General features: G+C 51.4%; 14 protein-coding genes. 7 read left to right on the top strand and 7 right to left on the bottom strand.

What is annotated here, in order from left to right:
• The first annotated feature begins 245 nt into the window (after nt 1–245).
• Complete coding sequence (locus tag DMB82_RS20700) at nt 246–377, top strand: hypothetical protein (RefSeq protein ID WP_264293055.1); 132 nt, start codon at nt 246–248, stop codon at nt 375–377.
• Between the two features lie 130 nt (nt 378–507).
• On the opposite strand, the gene DMB82_RS16140 is transcribed toward DMB82_RS20700, so the two are convergent.
• The 6 genes from DMB82_RS16140 to DMB82_RS16115 all read right to left on the bottom strand — a co-directional run bounded on the left by DMB82_RS16140 (nt 508) and on the right by DMB82_RS16115 (nt 7,005).
• Nucleotides 508–2,037, bottom strand: a complete 1,530-nt coding sequence (locus DMB82_RS16140) for an FAD-dependent oxidoreductase (RefSeq protein ID WP_102118241.1) — start codon at nt 2,035–2,037, stop codon at nt 508–510.
• Between the two features lie 41 nt (nt 2,038–2,078).
• Nucleotides 2,079–2,426, bottom strand: a complete 348-nt coding sequence (locus DMB82_RS16135) for an FMN-binding protein (protein ID WP_102118242.1) — start codon at nt 2,424–2,426, stop codon at nt 2,079–2,081.
• Nucleotides 2,427–2,491: 65 nt separating this feature from the next.
• The gene (locus DMB82_RS16130) at nt 2,492–3,868 is read right to left on the bottom strand and encodes an MFS transporter (protein WP_116164903.1); all 1,377 of its coding nucleotides are present in this window, start codon (nt 3,866–3,868) and stop codon (nt 2,492–2,494) included.
• Complete coding sequence (gene nrfD / locus DMB82_RS16125) at nt 3,869–4,831, bottom strand: cytochrome c nitrite reductase subunit NrfD (protein WP_116164905.1); 963 nt, start codon at nt 4,829–4,831, stop codon at nt 3,869–3,871.
• Complete coding sequence (locus tag DMB82_RS16120; protein WP_102118245.1) at nt 4,824–5,522, bottom strand: 4Fe-4S dicluster domain-containing protein; 699 nt, start codon at nt 5,520–5,522, stop codon at nt 4,824–4,826. Before DMB82_RS16120 ends, nrfD begins: the two co-directional genes overlap by 8 nt.
• Before the next feature lie 517 nt (nt 5,523–6,039).
• The gene (locus tag DMB82_RS16115) at nt 6,040–7,005 is read right to left on the bottom strand and encodes an alpha/beta hydrolase (RefSeq protein ID WP_116164907.1); all 966 of its coding nucleotides are present in this window, start codon (nt 7,003–7,005) and stop codon (nt 6,040–6,042) included.
• Nucleotides 7,006–7,281: 276 nt separating this feature from the next.
• Between DMB82_RS16115 and DMB82_RS16110 the strand changes: the two genes are divergently transcribed.
• The 6 genes from DMB82_RS16110 to DMB82_RS16085 all read left to right on the top strand — a co-directional run bounded on the left by DMB82_RS16110 (nt 7,282) and on the right by DMB82_RS16085 (nt 14,939).
• On the top strand, nt 7,282–8,184 hold the full coding sequence (locus DMB82_RS16110) for a LysR family transcriptional regulator (protein ID WP_102118247.1): 903 nt from the start codon (nt 7,282–7,284) through the stop codon (nt 8,182–8,184).
• A 292-nt stretch (nt 8,185–8,476) separates the two neighbouring features.
• On the top strand, nt 8,477–9,691 hold the full coding sequence (gene manD / locus DMB82_RS16105) for a D-mannonate dehydratase ManD (protein WP_039283781.1): 1,215 nt from the start codon (nt 8,477–8,479) through the stop codon (nt 9,689–9,691).
• A 29-nt stretch (nt 9,692–9,720) separates the two neighbouring features.
• The gene (locus DMB82_RS16100; RefSeq protein ID WP_116155496.1) at nt 9,721–10,743 is read left to right on the top strand and encodes a Zn-dependent oxidoreductase; all 1,023 of its coding nucleotides are present in this window, start codon (nt 9,721–9,723) and stop codon (nt 10,741–10,743) included.
• Nucleotides 10,744–10,943: 200 nt separating this feature from the next.
• Nucleotides 10,944–12,314, top strand: a complete 1,371-nt coding sequence (locus DMB82_RS16095; protein WP_116164909.1) for an MFS transporter — start codon at nt 10,944–10,946, stop codon at nt 12,312–12,314.
• A 274-nt stretch (nt 12,315–12,588) separates the two neighbouring features.
• On the top strand, nt 12,589–14,055 hold the full coding sequence (locus DMB82_RS16090) for a mannitol dehydrogenase family protein (protein WP_116164911.1): 1,467 nt from the start codon (nt 12,589–12,591) through the stop codon (nt 14,053–14,055).
• Nucleotides 14,056–14,252: 197 nt separating this feature from the next.
• Complete coding sequence (locus DMB82_RS16085; RefSeq protein ID WP_010309278.1) at nt 14,253–14,939, top strand: GntR family transcriptional regulator; 687 nt, start codon at nt 14,253–14,255, stop codon at nt 14,937–14,939.
• Nucleotides 14,940–15,005: 66 nt separating this feature from the next.
• Here DMB82_RS16085 and DMB82_RS16080 read toward each other — a convergent pair whose 3' ends face one another.
• Nucleotides 15,006–16,367: an esterase-like activity of phytase family protein gene (locus tag DMB82_RS16080; RefSeq protein ID WP_116155499.1), complete on the bottom strand. Its 1,362-nt coding sequence runs from the start codon at nt 16,365–16,367 to the stop codon at nt 15,006–15,008.
• Nucleotides 16,368–16,485 lie beyond the last annotated feature (118 nt).

The following is a 16,485-nucleotide window of genomic DNA, read 5'->3' as shown; positions in this document are numbered from 1 at the left end:
AAGCAAGAGTGGGACGTGTGCGTAAGGTGGCGCAGGTTTAGCGTTAACGCATGGCGTGGCTTTTAGTCGTATCAAGACGGGCAGCCATACTGAGATTGGAATGAGGTTGAGGTGCATACGATGCTTAACGATACGCTGTTTCAGGATGTTGACTCGCGCTGGGGCATCGTGCGTAAACGCGCCCTGTTGGAGAAAGAGCAGTTGGAGAAAGAATAAGCTGCGCATCCGCGAGGGGAGTCGTTATCGTGAATTTTGATTTATTTGCCGATGAAGCGCCGCGTCGCTGGACGGAAACGCTGGCGCCGGGCACAGTTATCCTGTGCGGAAGCGGGATAAGAGGAGTGCCAGCCTGTATTGAGCACTACAAGCTGTCTTAATCATGCTGGTCATTTAAGCCCGCTGTTAGGGGAAACACAGGGGGAGGTTCCCGTAGGGAGGCCTCACCCCTGTAGTTGCCCCGTGTATCTCAATGCTCAAACGATCGGCATCAGGCTTAAGCGCTGGCGCTTATTTCTTGCTGAACTTCATATAATCGAGGGCGCTTTCTGCCGCAATACGGCCGGAGTTGAGTGCAAAGCCAAACGTGCCACCGCCTAACAGCAGGTCATAGGTGTCGCCATACATGCCAGCAGCATCATTACCCGTGACGTACAGACCCGGAATGACCTCGCCGGATTTATCTATCGCCTGCATTTTCTCGTCAATCTTCACGCCGCCTAACGTGCCCAGCGCGGCGGGCTGCATTCTCACCGCATAGAACGGGCCGGTTTTTACCGGACGCAGGTAATCCATGTTTTTGTTGAACACCTCATCCCGCTTTTGCGTCGCAAATTTGTTGTTTTCTTCCAGCGTATTCTTCAGCACGCTGGCATCAACGCCCATCTCTTTGGCCAGCCCGTCAATGGTGGCAGATTTGAAGACGAAGCCGCGATTTTTCTGACTTTCCTTGGTAAATTCGCTATCAAATTTAGTCAGCTTGGTATTGGCGATTACCCATTCACCAATCGGCACATCAATGCCGTCTTCGACGTAATGCTTACGGGAGGTTTCGTCGAAAATGGAGTACATGATGCCGCCCGCTTTGGACAGCGCATTGCCGGAGTGTGGCCAGATAATGACGTTGGATTCATCGGTAAAGCGGCGGCCGTGTTGGTCAACCCACAGATAAGGCTGACGTGCGGCAGCCAACAGGTGAGAGTTCGGCGCGTAGTCTGGCAGGCCTGGGCGATAGGCTTGCAGGAGACCCAAGCCGTCCGGTTTGGCACCGGCCTTCCAGGCCATATTAATCCCGTCGCCGTCTTTACCGACGTTGCCGACCATAATGGTATCGGGGAAGGCGGCGTATTTTTGCAGCATCTCTTTATTGTTGGCATAGCCGCCGGTCGCGATGATGACGGCCTTGGCGTCGATCTGGAAGGTGTTGCCTTCGCTATCCTGTGCGACGACGCCCGTGACTTTGCCGTCTTTCACGATCAGATCTTTACCCGCCGTCTTCACCAGCGTGGTGACATCCATCGTTTTAAACTGCTCGTGGAATGTCTTGATCAAGTGGCGTCCGTGGCCGGGGCCGTCGATCACATGCCAGGTCAGCATACCGCCAGGGCCGCCGGGGCCGATATATTCAAACTTGATGCCTTTCGATTTCACCCATTCAATCGTGTCTGCAGAACGGTTGACGAAAGCACGAACCACAAAGGGATTGGCCATCCAGTGGCTGTATTCCATGATGGTTTTAAAGGCCATATCCGGCGTGACCACAATCCCCTGACGCTTCTGCATACTGCTGTTGGCGGCGAAGATGCCTTCGGCAAAGTTACCCGTGCCGCCGACAATCGGTTGTTTTTCCAGTAAGACGATTTTCGCTCCTTTCTCTGCGGAGGCCATGGTTGCCGAGGTGCCCGCCGCACCCGCGCCGATAATCACGATATCGGCGCTTTTCGGGATTTCCGGCGTTGCCGCATCCGCCGCCTGTGCGGTAGACCAGCTCATCATCGAGAGGCAGAGCGTTGCGAGTACACTTTTTCTGAAGCGTTTCATGATGTTTTCCTTAATATTATTAGTATTCTTACCACACGGTATTAATTCGCCTTAGCCTGCGAGTACGCGTCTTCCGCCGCTTCTTTCACCGCACCGCTGGTCATCGTGGCGCCGGACACCCCATCAACCTGGATGCTCTGCTTTTCGGTCATGGTTTTCGCGAGTTCTATGGCGGCTTCCCCGCCGACTTCCGGCGTTTCTTCTGGGGCATCAATCGTCGATTTAAGGACTTTCCCCTGCGCATCGATATCAAGCGTAACGGTGACGTCCCCGCCGATACCCTGTCTCGCGGCGGAATAGGTGCCCGCTTTAAAATTTCCTTCTTGCGCCACCGCGGTTCCCATTGCGAATAACAGGCAGAGTGGAAGGATTCCTGAGCAGATTTTCATATCAATAGTTCCAGTAGTTTTTGAATGAATACGGTGAATCACAAATCTATTTCCCATAAATAACGCTATCTCCCATGAATAAAGTGATAACCATCGTCGTTATTGAGGGGCCTGAATATCAGGCAGCAAAGGGGTAAGCCAATGCCGAGTAATAAAAACAACAGACTGAAGTGATTAAGGTTGAAGAGGATTTCAAACTGAGAAAGAAAACGTAATATCGGAAATGTCAGCGTCATACTGAGCATGACGGAAAGTAATTGGCTAATGGTTAAAAGATTATTACCGCTGTGGTACGTGCTGTTATTCAGGTTGCTAAAGGCCAGCGTACTTTCTGCTGAATATAAGGTCGAAATCAGCACGCCTAATATCATGGCGATGATGCCGATGAGCGGCATTAATTTCTCTTGCACGGCGACGCTCAACGCGAGGATACACAGAGACGTGACGCTGGTTGTCAGCATCAACAAACGACGGTAGCCAATACGCGTGACCAGCGGTTCGAACAGCATTTTTGATAGTAACGCACCGCTGGAAAAGAGCAGCAAAACCAAGCTGGTTTCCGCAGGTTTACAGGCCAGCGTCGTTTGCAGCATTAACGAAAGCACGACGGGCGTTGATGCCAGTAATGTGCGCGTTGCGACGCCGCCAATAACGCCGACAGAAAAGGTTCTGATGCCAAACAGGGCGCGAGGGAATAATGTCGTCTCTGCAATGAGATGCTGCCGATAGTAAATAAATACCAAGCCCAGCGTGCTGCAAGACAGGAATAGCATGACGAACGTTGGCAATATATTCTTCGTGGCGGTGGTCAACATGAAGGCCACGAGAAATAACATTAAAATGGGAAAGGCGACTTCATAGGCACCCGTGCGTGATGTCTCTTTTATCGTTGCAGTAGGAATATAGTAGGTTGCCAGAAAAAAGCAGAGTAAAGCCAGCGGGATATTCACGAGGAAAATAGCCTGCCACGAGAGAAAACTAACCAGAATATTGCCGAAAACGGGGCCGATCAGGGTACCAAGTAATCCCAATAAGGTCACCCGATTCAGGAAGCGTAATTTCAGCTTCTGCGGTGTGGTGCGTAATATCACGGTTCTGATGATGGGCAGCATGAGCGCACCGCCGATGCCTTGAATAAAGCGGAAAATGCTTAAGCTGCCGAGTGTGGTTGCTGTCATGCACAGCAGCGAGCCGAGCGTGAAAATGGCAATCGCAATCTGGTAGGTTTTCCGTTCCCCTAGCCGTTCCGCCAGCCAGCTATTGGCCGGCGTAAACGCGACGACCGTGACAATGTAGGCGATCACGATCGTCTCCATATGCAACACCGGCTGGTGTAACGACTGCGCGATGGCGGGGATGGCGACATACACCATGGTGGTATCCAGCGATTGCATGAAAAAGGTGGCAGAAGCAATCCAGAATAAGACCCATGACGTATTCATTCAGGCCACCGTCATTTGTCCGGCATAAAGCACGAACAGTCGTAGCAGGAACACGCCGAACAGGCTCATGACGGCTAACGTAATCACTTGCCCTTTGCCGGAATGGGAAGAGGGCTTGCGTACCCGGTTGGCAATAGCGGGAATCACAATACCGATGCCGATAATGCCGATCCAGAATACGCCGCCCCAGAAACCCGATAGTGCGGTTTGTGCGGCGACAACCTTTTGCCCGCCGCCAAGCAGCAGCCCGATAAAGAACGCAAACAGCAGGAACAATTCGGCATACACCACTGGCGTTTCCACGCGGTGGATGAAATGCAGGGAGCGTGAATGCTCCGATGTATTACGGCCCCATGCGCTGGCCAGCAGCATGACGGCAATGCCGGAGGTGGTGCCGGATACCAGAAACAGGACGGGCAGAACAGGGTTATTCAGCAGCGGGAACGATTTCAGCGCGGACAACAGAAAGCCGGTATAGCAGCCGAGCAAGACTGCCAGCACCAGCAGCAGGTTCTCAATCACCGCCGCTTGTTTGACGATTACCGCTGTTAACTGACGGGCTCGCGCCGCCAGCGCAGGTCGGTGCCAGACGGTTTCAAGCTGCGTCAGCCATGTATCATGATAAAGCGTGATCAGCCATAACAGCATCACGACGAAATACACCTGAAAGAGCATCACGCCAAGCGACATGATGGAGGTCGGGTTGTAAAAGACCATCAAATACCAAAAGGTAAAGGGTTTGGTCAGGTGGAAAATCAGAATCCCCAGCCCGAGGATCACGGCGAGCGGTGCGACGATAGCCGTGGTTTTGATGACAAGATTACTGCCGCGATATTCGCTGGGAACGTAGTGCCTGAGGAGCATCGAGAGCGATACCATTCCCGCTGAAATGCCGACCAGAAGAAGATAAACGGCGATGGGCCAATCCCATACCAACGTGTCGAACGTGAAGGCATTATGCATTGTCGATTTCTCCTCGTTTCCCCGGCATACGGTAGAGCTGGGGTTCAGTGCCCAAATAGACCTTGGAGCGGTAGGTCGCGTTGCTCTCGATCATTTTGGCAATGTTGCTTTCAGGGTCGTTGAGATCGCCAAATACCAACGCTTTGGTGGGGCAGATTTCGACACAGGCAGGCTGTTTCCCAGCGGCCAGATTGGTTTCTCGGCAAAAATTGCATTTGTCTGCCGTTTTCGTGACGGGATTGATAAAACGCACATGGTAAGGACAGGCGGCAATACAGTAGCGGCAGCCCACGCAGCGTTTATCGTTCACATCAACAATGCCGGTGAGCGCATCTTTGAAGGAGGCTCCCGTTGGGCAGACGGCAACACAGGGCGGATTCTCGCAGTGCTGACAGGATTTACGGAAAAATTGCTTGATGGCGCGTGTCTTCTCGACGGCAGGAATATCGACGGTTTGCAGTATATCCAGCCGGGTTACGCCATCGGGCACGTTATTGGTCTCTTTACAGGCCTTGATACAGGCTTTGCAGCCGATACAGCGCATTTCGTTATGCAATAAGCCATATTTAACGGCTACTTTACCCTGCGTTTTTTCGGGTTCATTTTGCGCTTGTGCGAGACCGATATGCCCACTCATGGCAATCGTACCTCCCATATAGGCAATAAAACGACGGCGAGATAAGTCTTCCATATTATAAATCTTCACATTGGGGTGATAGCCGCGCGACGGCTAGATATTATGCATCCAGCAATAGCATTAATATTTCTCAGTGTGGCGCTAATAGGAATAACGCTCCGTTATTACGATGAAAATAATAAGCAGACCACGTTGTTATTGTGGTTTTATTGAAACATGGGAAGTAACGGGTAAGTGTGCGATTGGTCACGTTTATTTTTTTGTAGATCCGTATATAACAAATATAGATTTGTTATAAATGAAGTTTTATTGTGTTATCGCTTTATTCTTAGTTCTTCCTGTTTTTAGTCATCAAGGCTTCCACTAGGGTGATTTTTTTTATTTTCTCTATGTACGGTGATTTTGAATAATTGATGTATATCAGATTATACGTTTTTTTATGTGATAATAAATGAGAGAGGAATTGATAATGGCATTTTTGGTAACAAATAAAAAACGTTAGTGCTTGTTAGGCTCTAACGTTTATGCAACATGAGTTATTCGGGGATAAAATTTTAATTGTCTGCAGGCATCAAGGTTTTAAGTGCTTATCAAGAAAGCGGATGGTAATTTTCATGATTTCCGGTTGCAGCCAATGCGGTCCACCGTGCTCTGCGCCTTTCACACTATAGTAGGTTGACGCGATCTTTTTCTCTGTTAGTGCCTGATGCAGCCTCTCGGTCTGACGTGGAGAAACTACGGTATCGTTCGTGCCGTGCATAATCAGGAATGGGGGCGTCGCGCTGTTGATAAAGTTAATAGGGTTAGCGGCAGCAGCTTTTTCAGGGTAGCGGGTGATTGCGCCTCCTTCATTAAATACCGAGGTGCCATTGACCCAAATTGCTTCTGTCGCGGAAGATGATGCGTGTTTCTGAACGACATCGTCAGGGAAACCTTCACCCACAAGCGTCAGGTCGGATAAGCCATAGAAATCAATCACGGCCTGAACATCACTGCTTTGATCGAGATTATCGCCTTTATCATAGTCCTTTGAACCATTTGTCGTCCCAGCAAATGCTGCCAGATAGCCTCCCGCAGACGCACCGAAAACCGCAGCGTGTTGTCCGTCAATGCCGAATTTTTTCGCATTGGCACGCAGATAACGAATGGCGGACTTGACGTCTTCCAGCGGAGAGGGAAAAAGCACGGTGGGGGCGACACGATATTCCATGCTGGCAACGACATAACCGGCTTCGGCAAGGTTAAGACGCTGTTGCAGGTAATTATCTTTATTGGCATTAACGAATCCGCCGCCGGTAATGAATAATACGACGGGAAGTGCGGTTTTCGCTTCAGGCTGAAGGATATCCATTTTTAATGCGACGTTAGGGTAGCCCCGCACCGATACCTGAGAGTAAACGACGTCAGAGATTAACTTCACGGATGTCGTTTCCTGTTTGACGGTGATTTCATGCTGGTTCTGTGCTGCATTGATTGCTGTCGCGCTCATCATTGCCAAGGTCGCTAACCCTATTTTTGTCGTTTTCGAATAATCCATATCTTAAGTCCTTTTGTTAGTGGTATGTAAATTTTTTTGTTTGAGAGAGGTGATGTCATATTTGTAAAGGTAATATTAAAAAATCTTTAATATTATTGGTATTTCGTCTTAAATGAATGAATTATTTCCTCGTTGATAATAAGTTGACTATCTCTACTATTAACGTTATTTCTCATGAATTAAATGTGCATCTAATCACATTTGATTATTTACAAATCATTATAATTGTTATCATGGCCGATTATAGAAGTTATCGTTGATGCGTAATATAAAACAATGTTCAGCATAAAGCGTGTGATTTATTATCAGGAGCTCATCCGAGTCGGGAGTTTCACTAAGGCGGCAAAGGCGCTGAATATCTCTCAGGCTTTTTTGTCACAGGAGATCGCCCGCCTGGAGATTGAAACGGAAAGAAAGCTGATTAACCGAACCACCCGGCAGTTTTCTCTTACACCATTTGGGGAGATCTTTGCGGACAAAATTCAGGGGATGATTAAGGAGCATTATGAACTGGCACAGTTCGTCAGCAGCTATGAGGAAAGCACGGATGGTGCGCTACTGGTTGGCGTGATCCCGATTTTTAACCGTCTGGCACACTACAATATGTTTAACCTGTTTCAGAAAGCCTATCCCAATATCGATATCTCTTTCATTGACGGCGTGAGCACCGATTTGCTGGAAAGGGTGCGTAATGGCGAGATTCACCTGTCTTTCTCGACGCCTTTTGATGAATACCTGAACGATCCGTTATTTCATCACACCATTTGTCAGATCGATGACGTTGTTGCGGTGATGGCGACGTCGCACCCGCTTGCGGGCAATAAGACGCTAAGCTTGCCGCAACTGGTAAAAGAAAAACTGATCGTGCCGCAGAAAGGGACAGGGGAGCATGCTGCTGTTTCTGAATCCTTCACTCGGCAGGGCATCAACCCCAGCTACTTTCGTGAATGCAGCAATATGGACATCATTATGGATCTGGTGATCAACCTATCCGGCGTGGTTTTCCTCTGTTCGTCTGTCGCCAAAAGCCTGACCGCTTACGACGTCGCGGTGATTCCGCTGGAAGAGCAACTGAAAAGGACTTTCGCCATTAGCTATCTGAAGCGCAGCACGAACATTCCTATGGTGCGCCTGTTTCTAGATTTCCTGCAAGACTACAACAGCAAGTCTGCCCAGTAGGAGATTTTCCTTGTTCAAAAGGTGCCGATATCCAAGGCATGCACTGTAACAGATAACATGCTCTGTGCGTATCCAGCCCTAGCAGCGCTGAGCGCACAAGCCGCCGCCAACCTTTTTATCTGCCCACGTTTTATCCCCGCGGCGCACTCCGGTTCTTCCTCTCGCTTTTCATGAATTTTAGATAAATGTTGCAGATGTGAATAAATGTGAGGCGATTCAAATTATCTTGATTAATATACTTGTATGGTAGTCAGCATAAACGAATGGCTACATGCACAGAAGGATAAGTAACGTGAAGATTGTCAGCGCTGAAGTGTTTGTCACCTGCCCGGGGCGAAACTTTGTCACCCTGAAAATTACGACAGATAGCGGATTAACCGGCCTCGGCGATGCGACGCTCAACGGGCGTGAGCTGCCGGTCGCCTCTTACCTCAAAGATCATGTGTGTCCGCAGCTGATTGGCCGCGATGCGCACCAGATCGAAGACATTTGGCAGTATTTCTACAAAGGCGCGTACTGGCGTCGTGGCCCAGTGACCATGTCCGCGATTTCGGCAGTCGATACCGCGCTGTGGGATATCAAGGCCAAAGCCGCCAACATGCCGCTCTACCAACTGCTGGGCGGCGCATCGCGTACGGGCGTCATGGTGTATTGCCACACCACGGGTCACTCGATTGATGAAGTGCTGGATGATTACGCCAAGCACCGCGATGAGGGCTTCAAGGCGATTCGCGTACAGTGCGGCGTGCCGGGTATGAAAACCACCTACGGCATGGCGAAAGGCAAAGGGCTGGCGTATGAGCCGGCGACGAAAGGCAACTTGCCGGAAGAGCAACTGTGGTCGACGGAAAAATACCTCGATTTCACGCCTAAGCTGTTTGAAGCGGTGCGCGACAAATTTGGCTTCAACGAGCACATGCTGCACGACATGCACCACCGTCTGACGCCGATTGAAGCGGCGCGCTTTGGTAAAAGCATTGAGGACTATCGTCTGTTCTGGATGGAAGACCCGACGCCTGCGGAAAATCAGGAGTGCTTCCGTTTAATCCGTCAGCACACGGTTACGCCGATTGCGGTGGGTGAGGTCTTTAACAGCATCTGGGATTGCAAACAGCTGATCGAAGAACAGCTCATCGACTACATCCGTACCACGATTACCCACGCGGGCGGGATTACTGGCATGCGTCGCATCGCCGACTTTGCTTCGCTCTATCAGGTGCGCACCGGTTCACACGGGCCGTCGGACCTGTCGCCTATCTGCATGGCGGCGGCGCTGCATTTTGACCTCTGGGTGCCAAACTTCGGCGTGCAGGAATACATGGGGTACTCGGAGCAAATGCTGGAAGTGTTCCCGCATAACTGGACATTCGATAACGGCTACATGCACCCAGGCGAAAAACCGGGATTAGGCATTGAGTTTGATGAAAAGCTGGCGGCCAAATACCCCTATGACCCCGCTTATCTCCCAGTTGCCCGTCTGGAAGATGGCACGTTGTGGAACTGGTAAGAGTGGAATAGGTAATCAGAGACCAAAATATGAAAAGCATTGTGATACAGCAGCCAAATGAACTGGTGATTGAAGAGCGTCCTATTCCGCAGCTAGCGGCAGGTGACGTTCGGGTGAAGGTAAAGTTGGCGGGCATCTGTGGCTCGGACAGCCACATCTATCGCGGGCATAACCCTTTTGCTAAATACCCGCGTGTGATCGGGCATGAATTCTTCGGCGTGATTGAGGCGGTGGGTGAGGGCGTGGAGGCATCCCGTCTGGGCGAACGCGTCTCGGTCGACCCGGTAGTGAGCTGCGGCCACTGCTACCCTTGCTCCATCGGCAAGCCGAACGTCTGTACCTCGCTGGTGGTGCTGGGTGTGCACCGTGATGGCGGATTCAGCGAGTACGCTGCCGTACCGGCGAAGAATGCACACACTATCCCAGACGAGATCCCTGATGAGTTCGCCGTGATGATCGAGCCCTTCACGATTTCAGCCAACGTGACCGCACAGGTGAAACCGACGGAGCAGGATATCGCCCTGATTTATGGCGCGGGACCGATGGGATTGACCTCGGTTCAGGTGCTGAAAGGCGTGTTCAACGTGAAGGAAGTCATTGTCGTCGATCGCATTCCTGAACGTCTGGATATGGCATTACGTAGCGGAGCGGACAGGGTTATCAACAACGCATCGCTGTCATTAAAAGACGAGCTGGAAGCGCTCAATATCAAGCCTACGCTGATTGTTGATGCTGCCTGCCATCCGTCTATTTTGCAGGAAGCGATTACGATTGCGTCTCCTGCGGCACGTATCGCCATCATGGGTTTTTCCAGCGAGCCTTGTCAGGTTAGCCAACAGGGAATAACCAGCAAAGAGATCTCCATTTTCTCATCGCGCTTGAATGCCAATAAATTCCCTATCGTGATTGCGTGGCTGAAAGAGAAACGTATCGATCCGGCTAAACTGATTACCCACCGGTTTGATTATCAGGAGGTTGTACAGGCAATTGAAGTTTTTGAAAAAGATCAAAAACGCTGCTGCAAAGTCCTGCTGACATTTAATGATGCATGACACGTTATTGGCAACCGGGATATATAAAAGGGAAACACATTATCGATTACAGAAAACTATAATGATTCCTTTGAAGTAATTATTTCTCTCTTAATCACTCCAGACCATTAATAACGGGTCTGGAGTGGATTGCGACACCATGATGAACGGTAATTTTACTTACTGTGCTCTACCATAATTACAAATCGTCGAGAGTATATATGAATACGAAAATAGCATCTGGACAAGAAAAACCTGCAAGAAGTACCTCTGACTTAGTTAAAGCGGCGGTGTCCGGCTGGTTGGGCACCGCATTGGAATTCATGGATTTCCAACTGTATTCGCTCGGTGCGGCATTGGTTTTCCATGAAATATTCTTCCCTGAACAATCGGCGGCAATGGCGCTGATTCTGGCAATGGGAACCTACGGCGCAGGCTATGTCGCACGTATCGTCGGTGCCTTTATTTTCGGCCGAATGGGGGACTCCATCGGCAGAAAGCGCGTGCTCTTTATCACCATTACCATGATGGGGATCTGTACCACGTTAATTGGCGTGTTACCGACCTACGCACAGATTGGTATTTTCGCGCCCATCTTGCTGGTGACCTTGCGTATCGTGCAGGGGTTAGGAGCGGGAGCCGAGATTTCCGGTGCCGGTACCATGCTGGCTGAATACGCGCCGAAAGGGAAACGCGGGATTATTTCCTCACTGGTGGCAATGGGTACCAACTGTGGCACGCTCAGTGCTACGGCTATCTGGGCCGTTATGTTTTTTGCCCTCTCTAGAGAAGAGTTACTGGCGTGGGGCTGGCGTGTACCGTTCCTGGCGAGCGTAGTCGTGATGATCTTCGCGATCTGGCTGCGTATGAACCTGAAAGAAAGCCCGGTCTTTGAAAAAGTCAGTAATGATGTCTCTGGTACTGAGGAGTCATCACCTGCTCTGGTGGTTGAGCAAAGCGAGCAAAAATCAGTACTGTCCATGTTCAAAAGCAAGGCGTTTTGGCTGGCAACAGGATTACGCTTCGGACAGGCGGGAAATTCAGGGTTAATTCAGACTTTCCTCGCGGGATATTTAGTCCAAACGCTCTTGTTCAATAAATCTATTCCTACCGATGCATTGATGATCAGCTCTATTATTGGTTTTATCACTATTCCATTATTAGGCTGGCTCTCGGATAAAATTGGTCGCCGCGTACCGTATATTATTCTGAATATCTCGGCGATATTGTTAGCCTACCCGATGCTCTCTCTTATCGTCGATAAAGAGAATAGTGTTAACGTGATTGTCGTCAGTATTATCATTATTCATAACTTTGCTGTGCTGGGATTATTTGCGCTGGAAAACATCACCATGGCGGAAATATTCGGTGGACGCAGCCGCTTTACGCAAATGGCGATTGCCAAAGAAACAGGTGGCCTGGTTGCCGTTGGTTTTGGTCCGGTGTTAGCGGGTATTTTCTGCAACATGACCGGTTCCTGGTGGCCGATTGTCGTGATGATGATTGTTTATTCTGTGATCGGTCTGGTCGCGGCTATCTGTATGCCGGAAGTGAAAGACCGTGACTTAGATGAATTAGACGACGCGGTATAATAGAACACCACAGCGCTCCCGTTTGCGGAGCGAAAACGGGGATAATGGGATAGAAGAGTAAAGCGTTTGCGCCATGGACAAAAACGTCAGGAACGTTTTTGAACGTCGCTAGCGACGGCCCTGAAAGGGTGAATCTCAGGGATGAGATTCATATTCGCGCAATCCGAGCGTACAGGGATGTATTCACAGCGTCTTTACGATCTACCCATTATCCCCGTTCCTCTCAGGTTTCCAGCAGTTGACGTATTTTTTGAATCACCTATCAGGGATAACGATGAGTATCAGTGAATTTTCCACTCTTAAACCGCAGGTTGTGGTGCCGCGTTACGACCGACGCCTGCTAAAAACACGTATTGCGCATATTGGCTTTGGCGCATTCCACCGGGCGCATCAGGCGGTCTGTGCCGATAAGCTGGCGGCGGAGCACGGTAGCGACTGGGGCTATTGCGAAATCAACCTGATTGGCGGCGAGCAGCAGATTGAAGCCATTCGCCAACAGGATTTGCTGTGGTCGGTGTCCGAAATGGCGGACAGCGGCTGGAATAGCCGGGTCATTGGCGTAGCAACCTGCGCGCTGCATGCGGAAGTCGAAGGTATCGACGCCGTGCTGGAAGCGCTAAGCGCGCCGGATATCGCCATTGTGTCGATTACCGTCACGGAGAAAGGCTATTGCCACCATCCGGCGACGGGGCAGCTGAATAGTGAACATCCGCTGATTTGCCACGATCTGGAGTTACCCGCAGAACCACGCTCCCTGCCCGGTGTGATTCTGGCTGCCATCAAACGCAGACGGGAACGCCAGCTACCGGCATTCAGCGTGATGTCCTGCGACAATATGCCGGAAAATGGGCACGTCACGCGCAACGTGATCGTGCAACTGGCCGAGTTGCAGGATGTCGAACTGGCGCGCTGGATTGAACAGCACGTCACCTTTCCGTCCACGATGGTGGATAGGATTGTTCCAGCTATCACCGGAGAAACGCTGGAGACGATTCAGGGACAGCTGGGTGTAGCCGATCCCGCGGGGATCGCCTGTGAACCGTTCTTCCAGTGGGTGGTTGAAGATAACTTCGTCAACGGCCGTCCTGCGTGGGAAAAAGCGGGCGCGGAGCTGGTACAGGATGTCCTGCCGTTTGAGGAAATGAAGCTGCGTATGCTGAACGGCAGCCACTCGTTTCTGGCGTATCTGGGCTACCTTGCTGGCTACCAGCATATCAGTGAGTGCATGCAGGACAGCGAACTGGTCGCGGCGGCGCATCATCTGATGCTGCGTGAGCAGGCACCGACGCTGCGTACGCAGGGGGTCGATCTCGCCGCCTATGCGGATGCGCTGTTGGATCGCTATCGCAACCGTGCGTTAAAACACCGTACCTGGCAGATTGCGATGGACGGTTCGCAAAAACTACCACAGCGGATGCTGGATTCGATCCGCTGGCATCTGGCTCGCGGCAGCCGTTTTGATGCGTTGGCGCTCGGCGTGGCAGGGTGGATGCGCTATGTCGGCGGTGTGGATGAGCAAGGACAACCGATTGAAATTAGCGATCCGCTGAAAGACTTGATCGCGGAAACGGTGCAATGCAGCTCGGAAGGTGAAAGCCGAGTCGCGGCATTGCTGACGCTGACGGCGATTTTTGGTGAAGACTTACCGAAGAATCCTGTCTTTGTCGATGCGGTGACGCAGCACTACCTGTCGCTGTTAGCGAAGGGCGTGAAGGGAACATTGCAGGGTACCGACTGGTAGGATGAAAGCGCGACGGCGACGGCCGTTGCGTGACTGCATTAGATAGTCGTAATCATAAAGCAACACAGGGTGAGGCGAGTGCCGACAATGCCTTATCCTGTGTCTCCCGATCTCACCACGACAGGCGTTGTAACACTGACACTCGCTGCGCTAAGCGTGTATCATAAGCGGTAAATTTCTCGGGTAAGCACAGCGGCATGGACACCTCTTTTCAGATCAACAACAACGAACCAGTCAATCAGCAAATTTATCGCGTACTGCGCAAAGACATTGTGGAGTGCAATATTCCGCCGGGTAAACTGCTGTCTGAAAAAGAAATTTCCGTGCGTTTTGATGTGTCCCGCCAGCCGGTCAGAGAGGCTTTTATCAAGCTGGCAGAGGCCGGACTGGTGCAAATTATGCCGCAGCGCGGCACGTTTGTGATGAAAATCTCCGAGCAGCGCGTGGCGGATGCCCGCTTTATCCGTCAAGCGCTGGAGTGCGCGATTGTGCGCCGGGCGGCAGAAATGGTGACGGAAGAACAGCTGTTGACGCTGGAGCACAACTTACGCCGTCAGGAACTGGCCGCGCAGAATGAGCAGGTGCGTGAGTTTCTCAGCCTTGACGACAGCTTCCATCAGCTTCTGACGCAGATTGCCAACTGTCCACTGGCGTGGGAAACCATCGAGTCGATTAAAGCGACGATGGACCGCGTGCGTTTTCTCAGCCTGAGTCAGGTTTCACCGCCGACCAGCCTGATCCAACAGCACTACCTGATTTTTAGCGCCCTGAAAGCGCGCGATCCTGATGCCGCAGAAAAAGCCATTCGTGAGCATTTGCAGGAAATGATCTATTCGATCACGCCAATTGCGCAACAGAATAGCGACTGGTTCGAGCACGCCTGAGCGCGCTAACCTGAGTGCGTTGAACAGTGGCTTCCCCGTCTCCGGTGGAAGCCATTTCACAGAAGACTACTTCAGCGGCTGTGCCAGATGAATCACCCACAGTTCATTATCGGCTTCTGGCTTCTCCAACGGTTTGATGGCTAACGTCGTCTCGACCGCCTTGCCATCTCGCGTCAGTTTTCCATCGGCAGTAACCTGATAGTCGTCCGCTTTATCTTTTGCTTTCACTGGGGATTGCAGTACAGATTGCAGGCCAAAATCGTTGTCGTTAATGACGGCCAGCGTTTGCTTATCGACCAGTGCCAGACCTTCCACTTTCTCCTGCTGCCAGCCAAGCTTACGCAGATCCACCAGCTCCTGCTTGTGCGCCAGCGTAATGCCGCGTTTTTCCAACTGGGCGAGATCGTCAAATTCTGGCGATTTGCCATCGGCATCGAACGGCGTCAGATCGCTCGCTTTGCTGAGATCGACCAGATAGATGCGGTTCTGCATCTGCTTGTCTTTGTCTGCGCCTTGCTCGACCAGCAGAATGCGCTGATTATCCAGCGCCACGATATCGCCGATCTTGGCATCCTTCGCTTTCTTATAGCTGTCGATGTTGATGGGGTAGCCCACCATACGGCTGGTTTTGGTTTCCGGGTTAAACATCACCAGACGCGTAAACTGCGCTTTGTTTTTGCTTTTTCCGTCGATATCCAGCGTGCTTTGCACGGCCATGACGATCGTGCCGTCCGGCAGGCGGGTCAGCCCTTCAAAACCCCGATTCGGCTGACGCCACTTGATGATATTCGGTAAACCGCTGGCAACCGAGTGTTCGTTGCCCGCAGGCGTTGGCCCGAATTTTTGCAGGATCTTCCCGCTGGCATCAACGTGAATCAGGAACGGACCGTATTCGTCACACAGCCAGAAGCCGCCTTTGCCATCCGGCGTAACGCCTTCGGTGTCCAGCCCGCGCTGACTGGTGCTGAGCGGTTGCAGCGCATCATTCAGTGCGACTTCATTGGTGGTGCCGATAATGTCTGCGGGCAGCGGCAGGCCGGTGATATTGCCCTCGGCATCGTGCAGCGGGCGGGCGTTGATCGCCTCGGCGGCTTTCGCGCTGACCCGAATATTCATCATCAGCGGCGCATAGTCAGGGCTGGCGAAGATCTTGGCTTCTTTCTCACCGACCAGCGGTGCATCGGCATTCGGGCCGCGATCGGTGACGGTGGTGAACATCAGGTCGTTACCCTGTTTGCCAGTAAAATAGAGGCCGGAGCCAATGCCGACAGGCAAACCGTTGGGGAAGTTCTGGGCGAATTTGCCCTGATACGCAACATGATCGCTGGCTGGGAAGGTAACGACGTAGCGTGTCACTTTTTCTCCTGCGGCCTGAACGCTGAACGGCAAAAATCCGGCAACCAGCAGTGCTAACAACGTGTGTTTCATGGGATTAGCTCTTTGATGTGGGGCGATTTGACAGAAGTATCGTCGGAGCATAGATAATCATCATGTCAGTTTTGTGACCGCACACTTGATTTTGCCATGAAGCATGCGGTTTTCATTG

Origin of the sequence: Pectobacterium aquaticum, from assembly GCF_003382565.3 — a bacterium.
GTDB classification, from domain to species: domain Bacteria; phylum Pseudomonadota; class Gammaproteobacteria; order Enterobacterales; family Enterobacteriaceae; genus Pectobacterium; species Pectobacterium aquaticum.
This window is presented reverse-complemented; position numbering and strand designations above follow the sequence as displayed.

Coding starts and splice junctions, on each gene's coding strand:
- DMB82_RS16140 (WP_102118241.1), bottom strand. CDS start 2,037: ATGAAACGCTTCAGAAAAAGTGTACTCGCAACGCTCTGCCTCTCGATG.
- DMB82_RS16135 (WP_102118242.1), bottom strand. CDS start 2,426: ATGAAAATCTGCTCAGGAATCCTTCCACTCTGCCTGTTATTCGCAATG.
- DMB82_RS16130 (WP_116164903.1), bottom strand. CDS start 3,868: ATGAATACGTCATGGGTCTTATTCTGGATTGCTTCTGCCACCTTTTTC.
- nrfD (WP_116164905.1), bottom strand. CDS start 4,831: ATGCATAATGCCTTCACGTTCGACACGTTGGTATGGGATTGGCCCATC.
- DMB82_RS16120 (WP_102118245.1), bottom strand. CDS start 5,522: ATGGAAGACTTATCTCGCCGTCGTTTTATTGCCTATATGGGAGGTACG.
- DMB82_RS16115 (WP_116164907.1), bottom strand. CDS start 7,005: ATGGATTATTCGAAAACGACAAAAATAGGGTTAGCGACCTTGGCAATG.
- DMB82_RS16110 (WP_102118247.1), top strand. CDS start 7,282: ATGTTCAGCATAAAGCGTGTGATTTATTATCAGGAGCTCATCCGAGTC.
- DMB82_RS16100 (WP_116155496.1), top strand. CDS start 9,721: ATGAAAAGCATTGTGATACAGCAGCCAAATGAACTGGTGATTGAAGAG.
- DMB82_RS16095 (WP_116164909.1), top strand. CDS start 10,944: ATGAATACGAAAATAGCATCTGGACAAGAAAAACCTGCAAGAAGTACC.
- DMB82_RS16090 (WP_116164911.1), top strand. CDS start 12,589: ATGAGTATCAGTGAATTTTCCACTCTTAAACCGCAGGTTGTGGTGCCG.
- DMB82_RS16085 (WP_010309278.1), top strand. CDS start 14,253: ATGGACACCTCTTTTCAGATCAACAACAACGAACCAGTCAATCAGCAA.
- DMB82_RS16080 (WP_116155499.1), bottom strand. CDS start 16,367: ATGAAACACACGTTGTTAGCACTGCTGGTTGCCGGATTTTTGCCGTTC.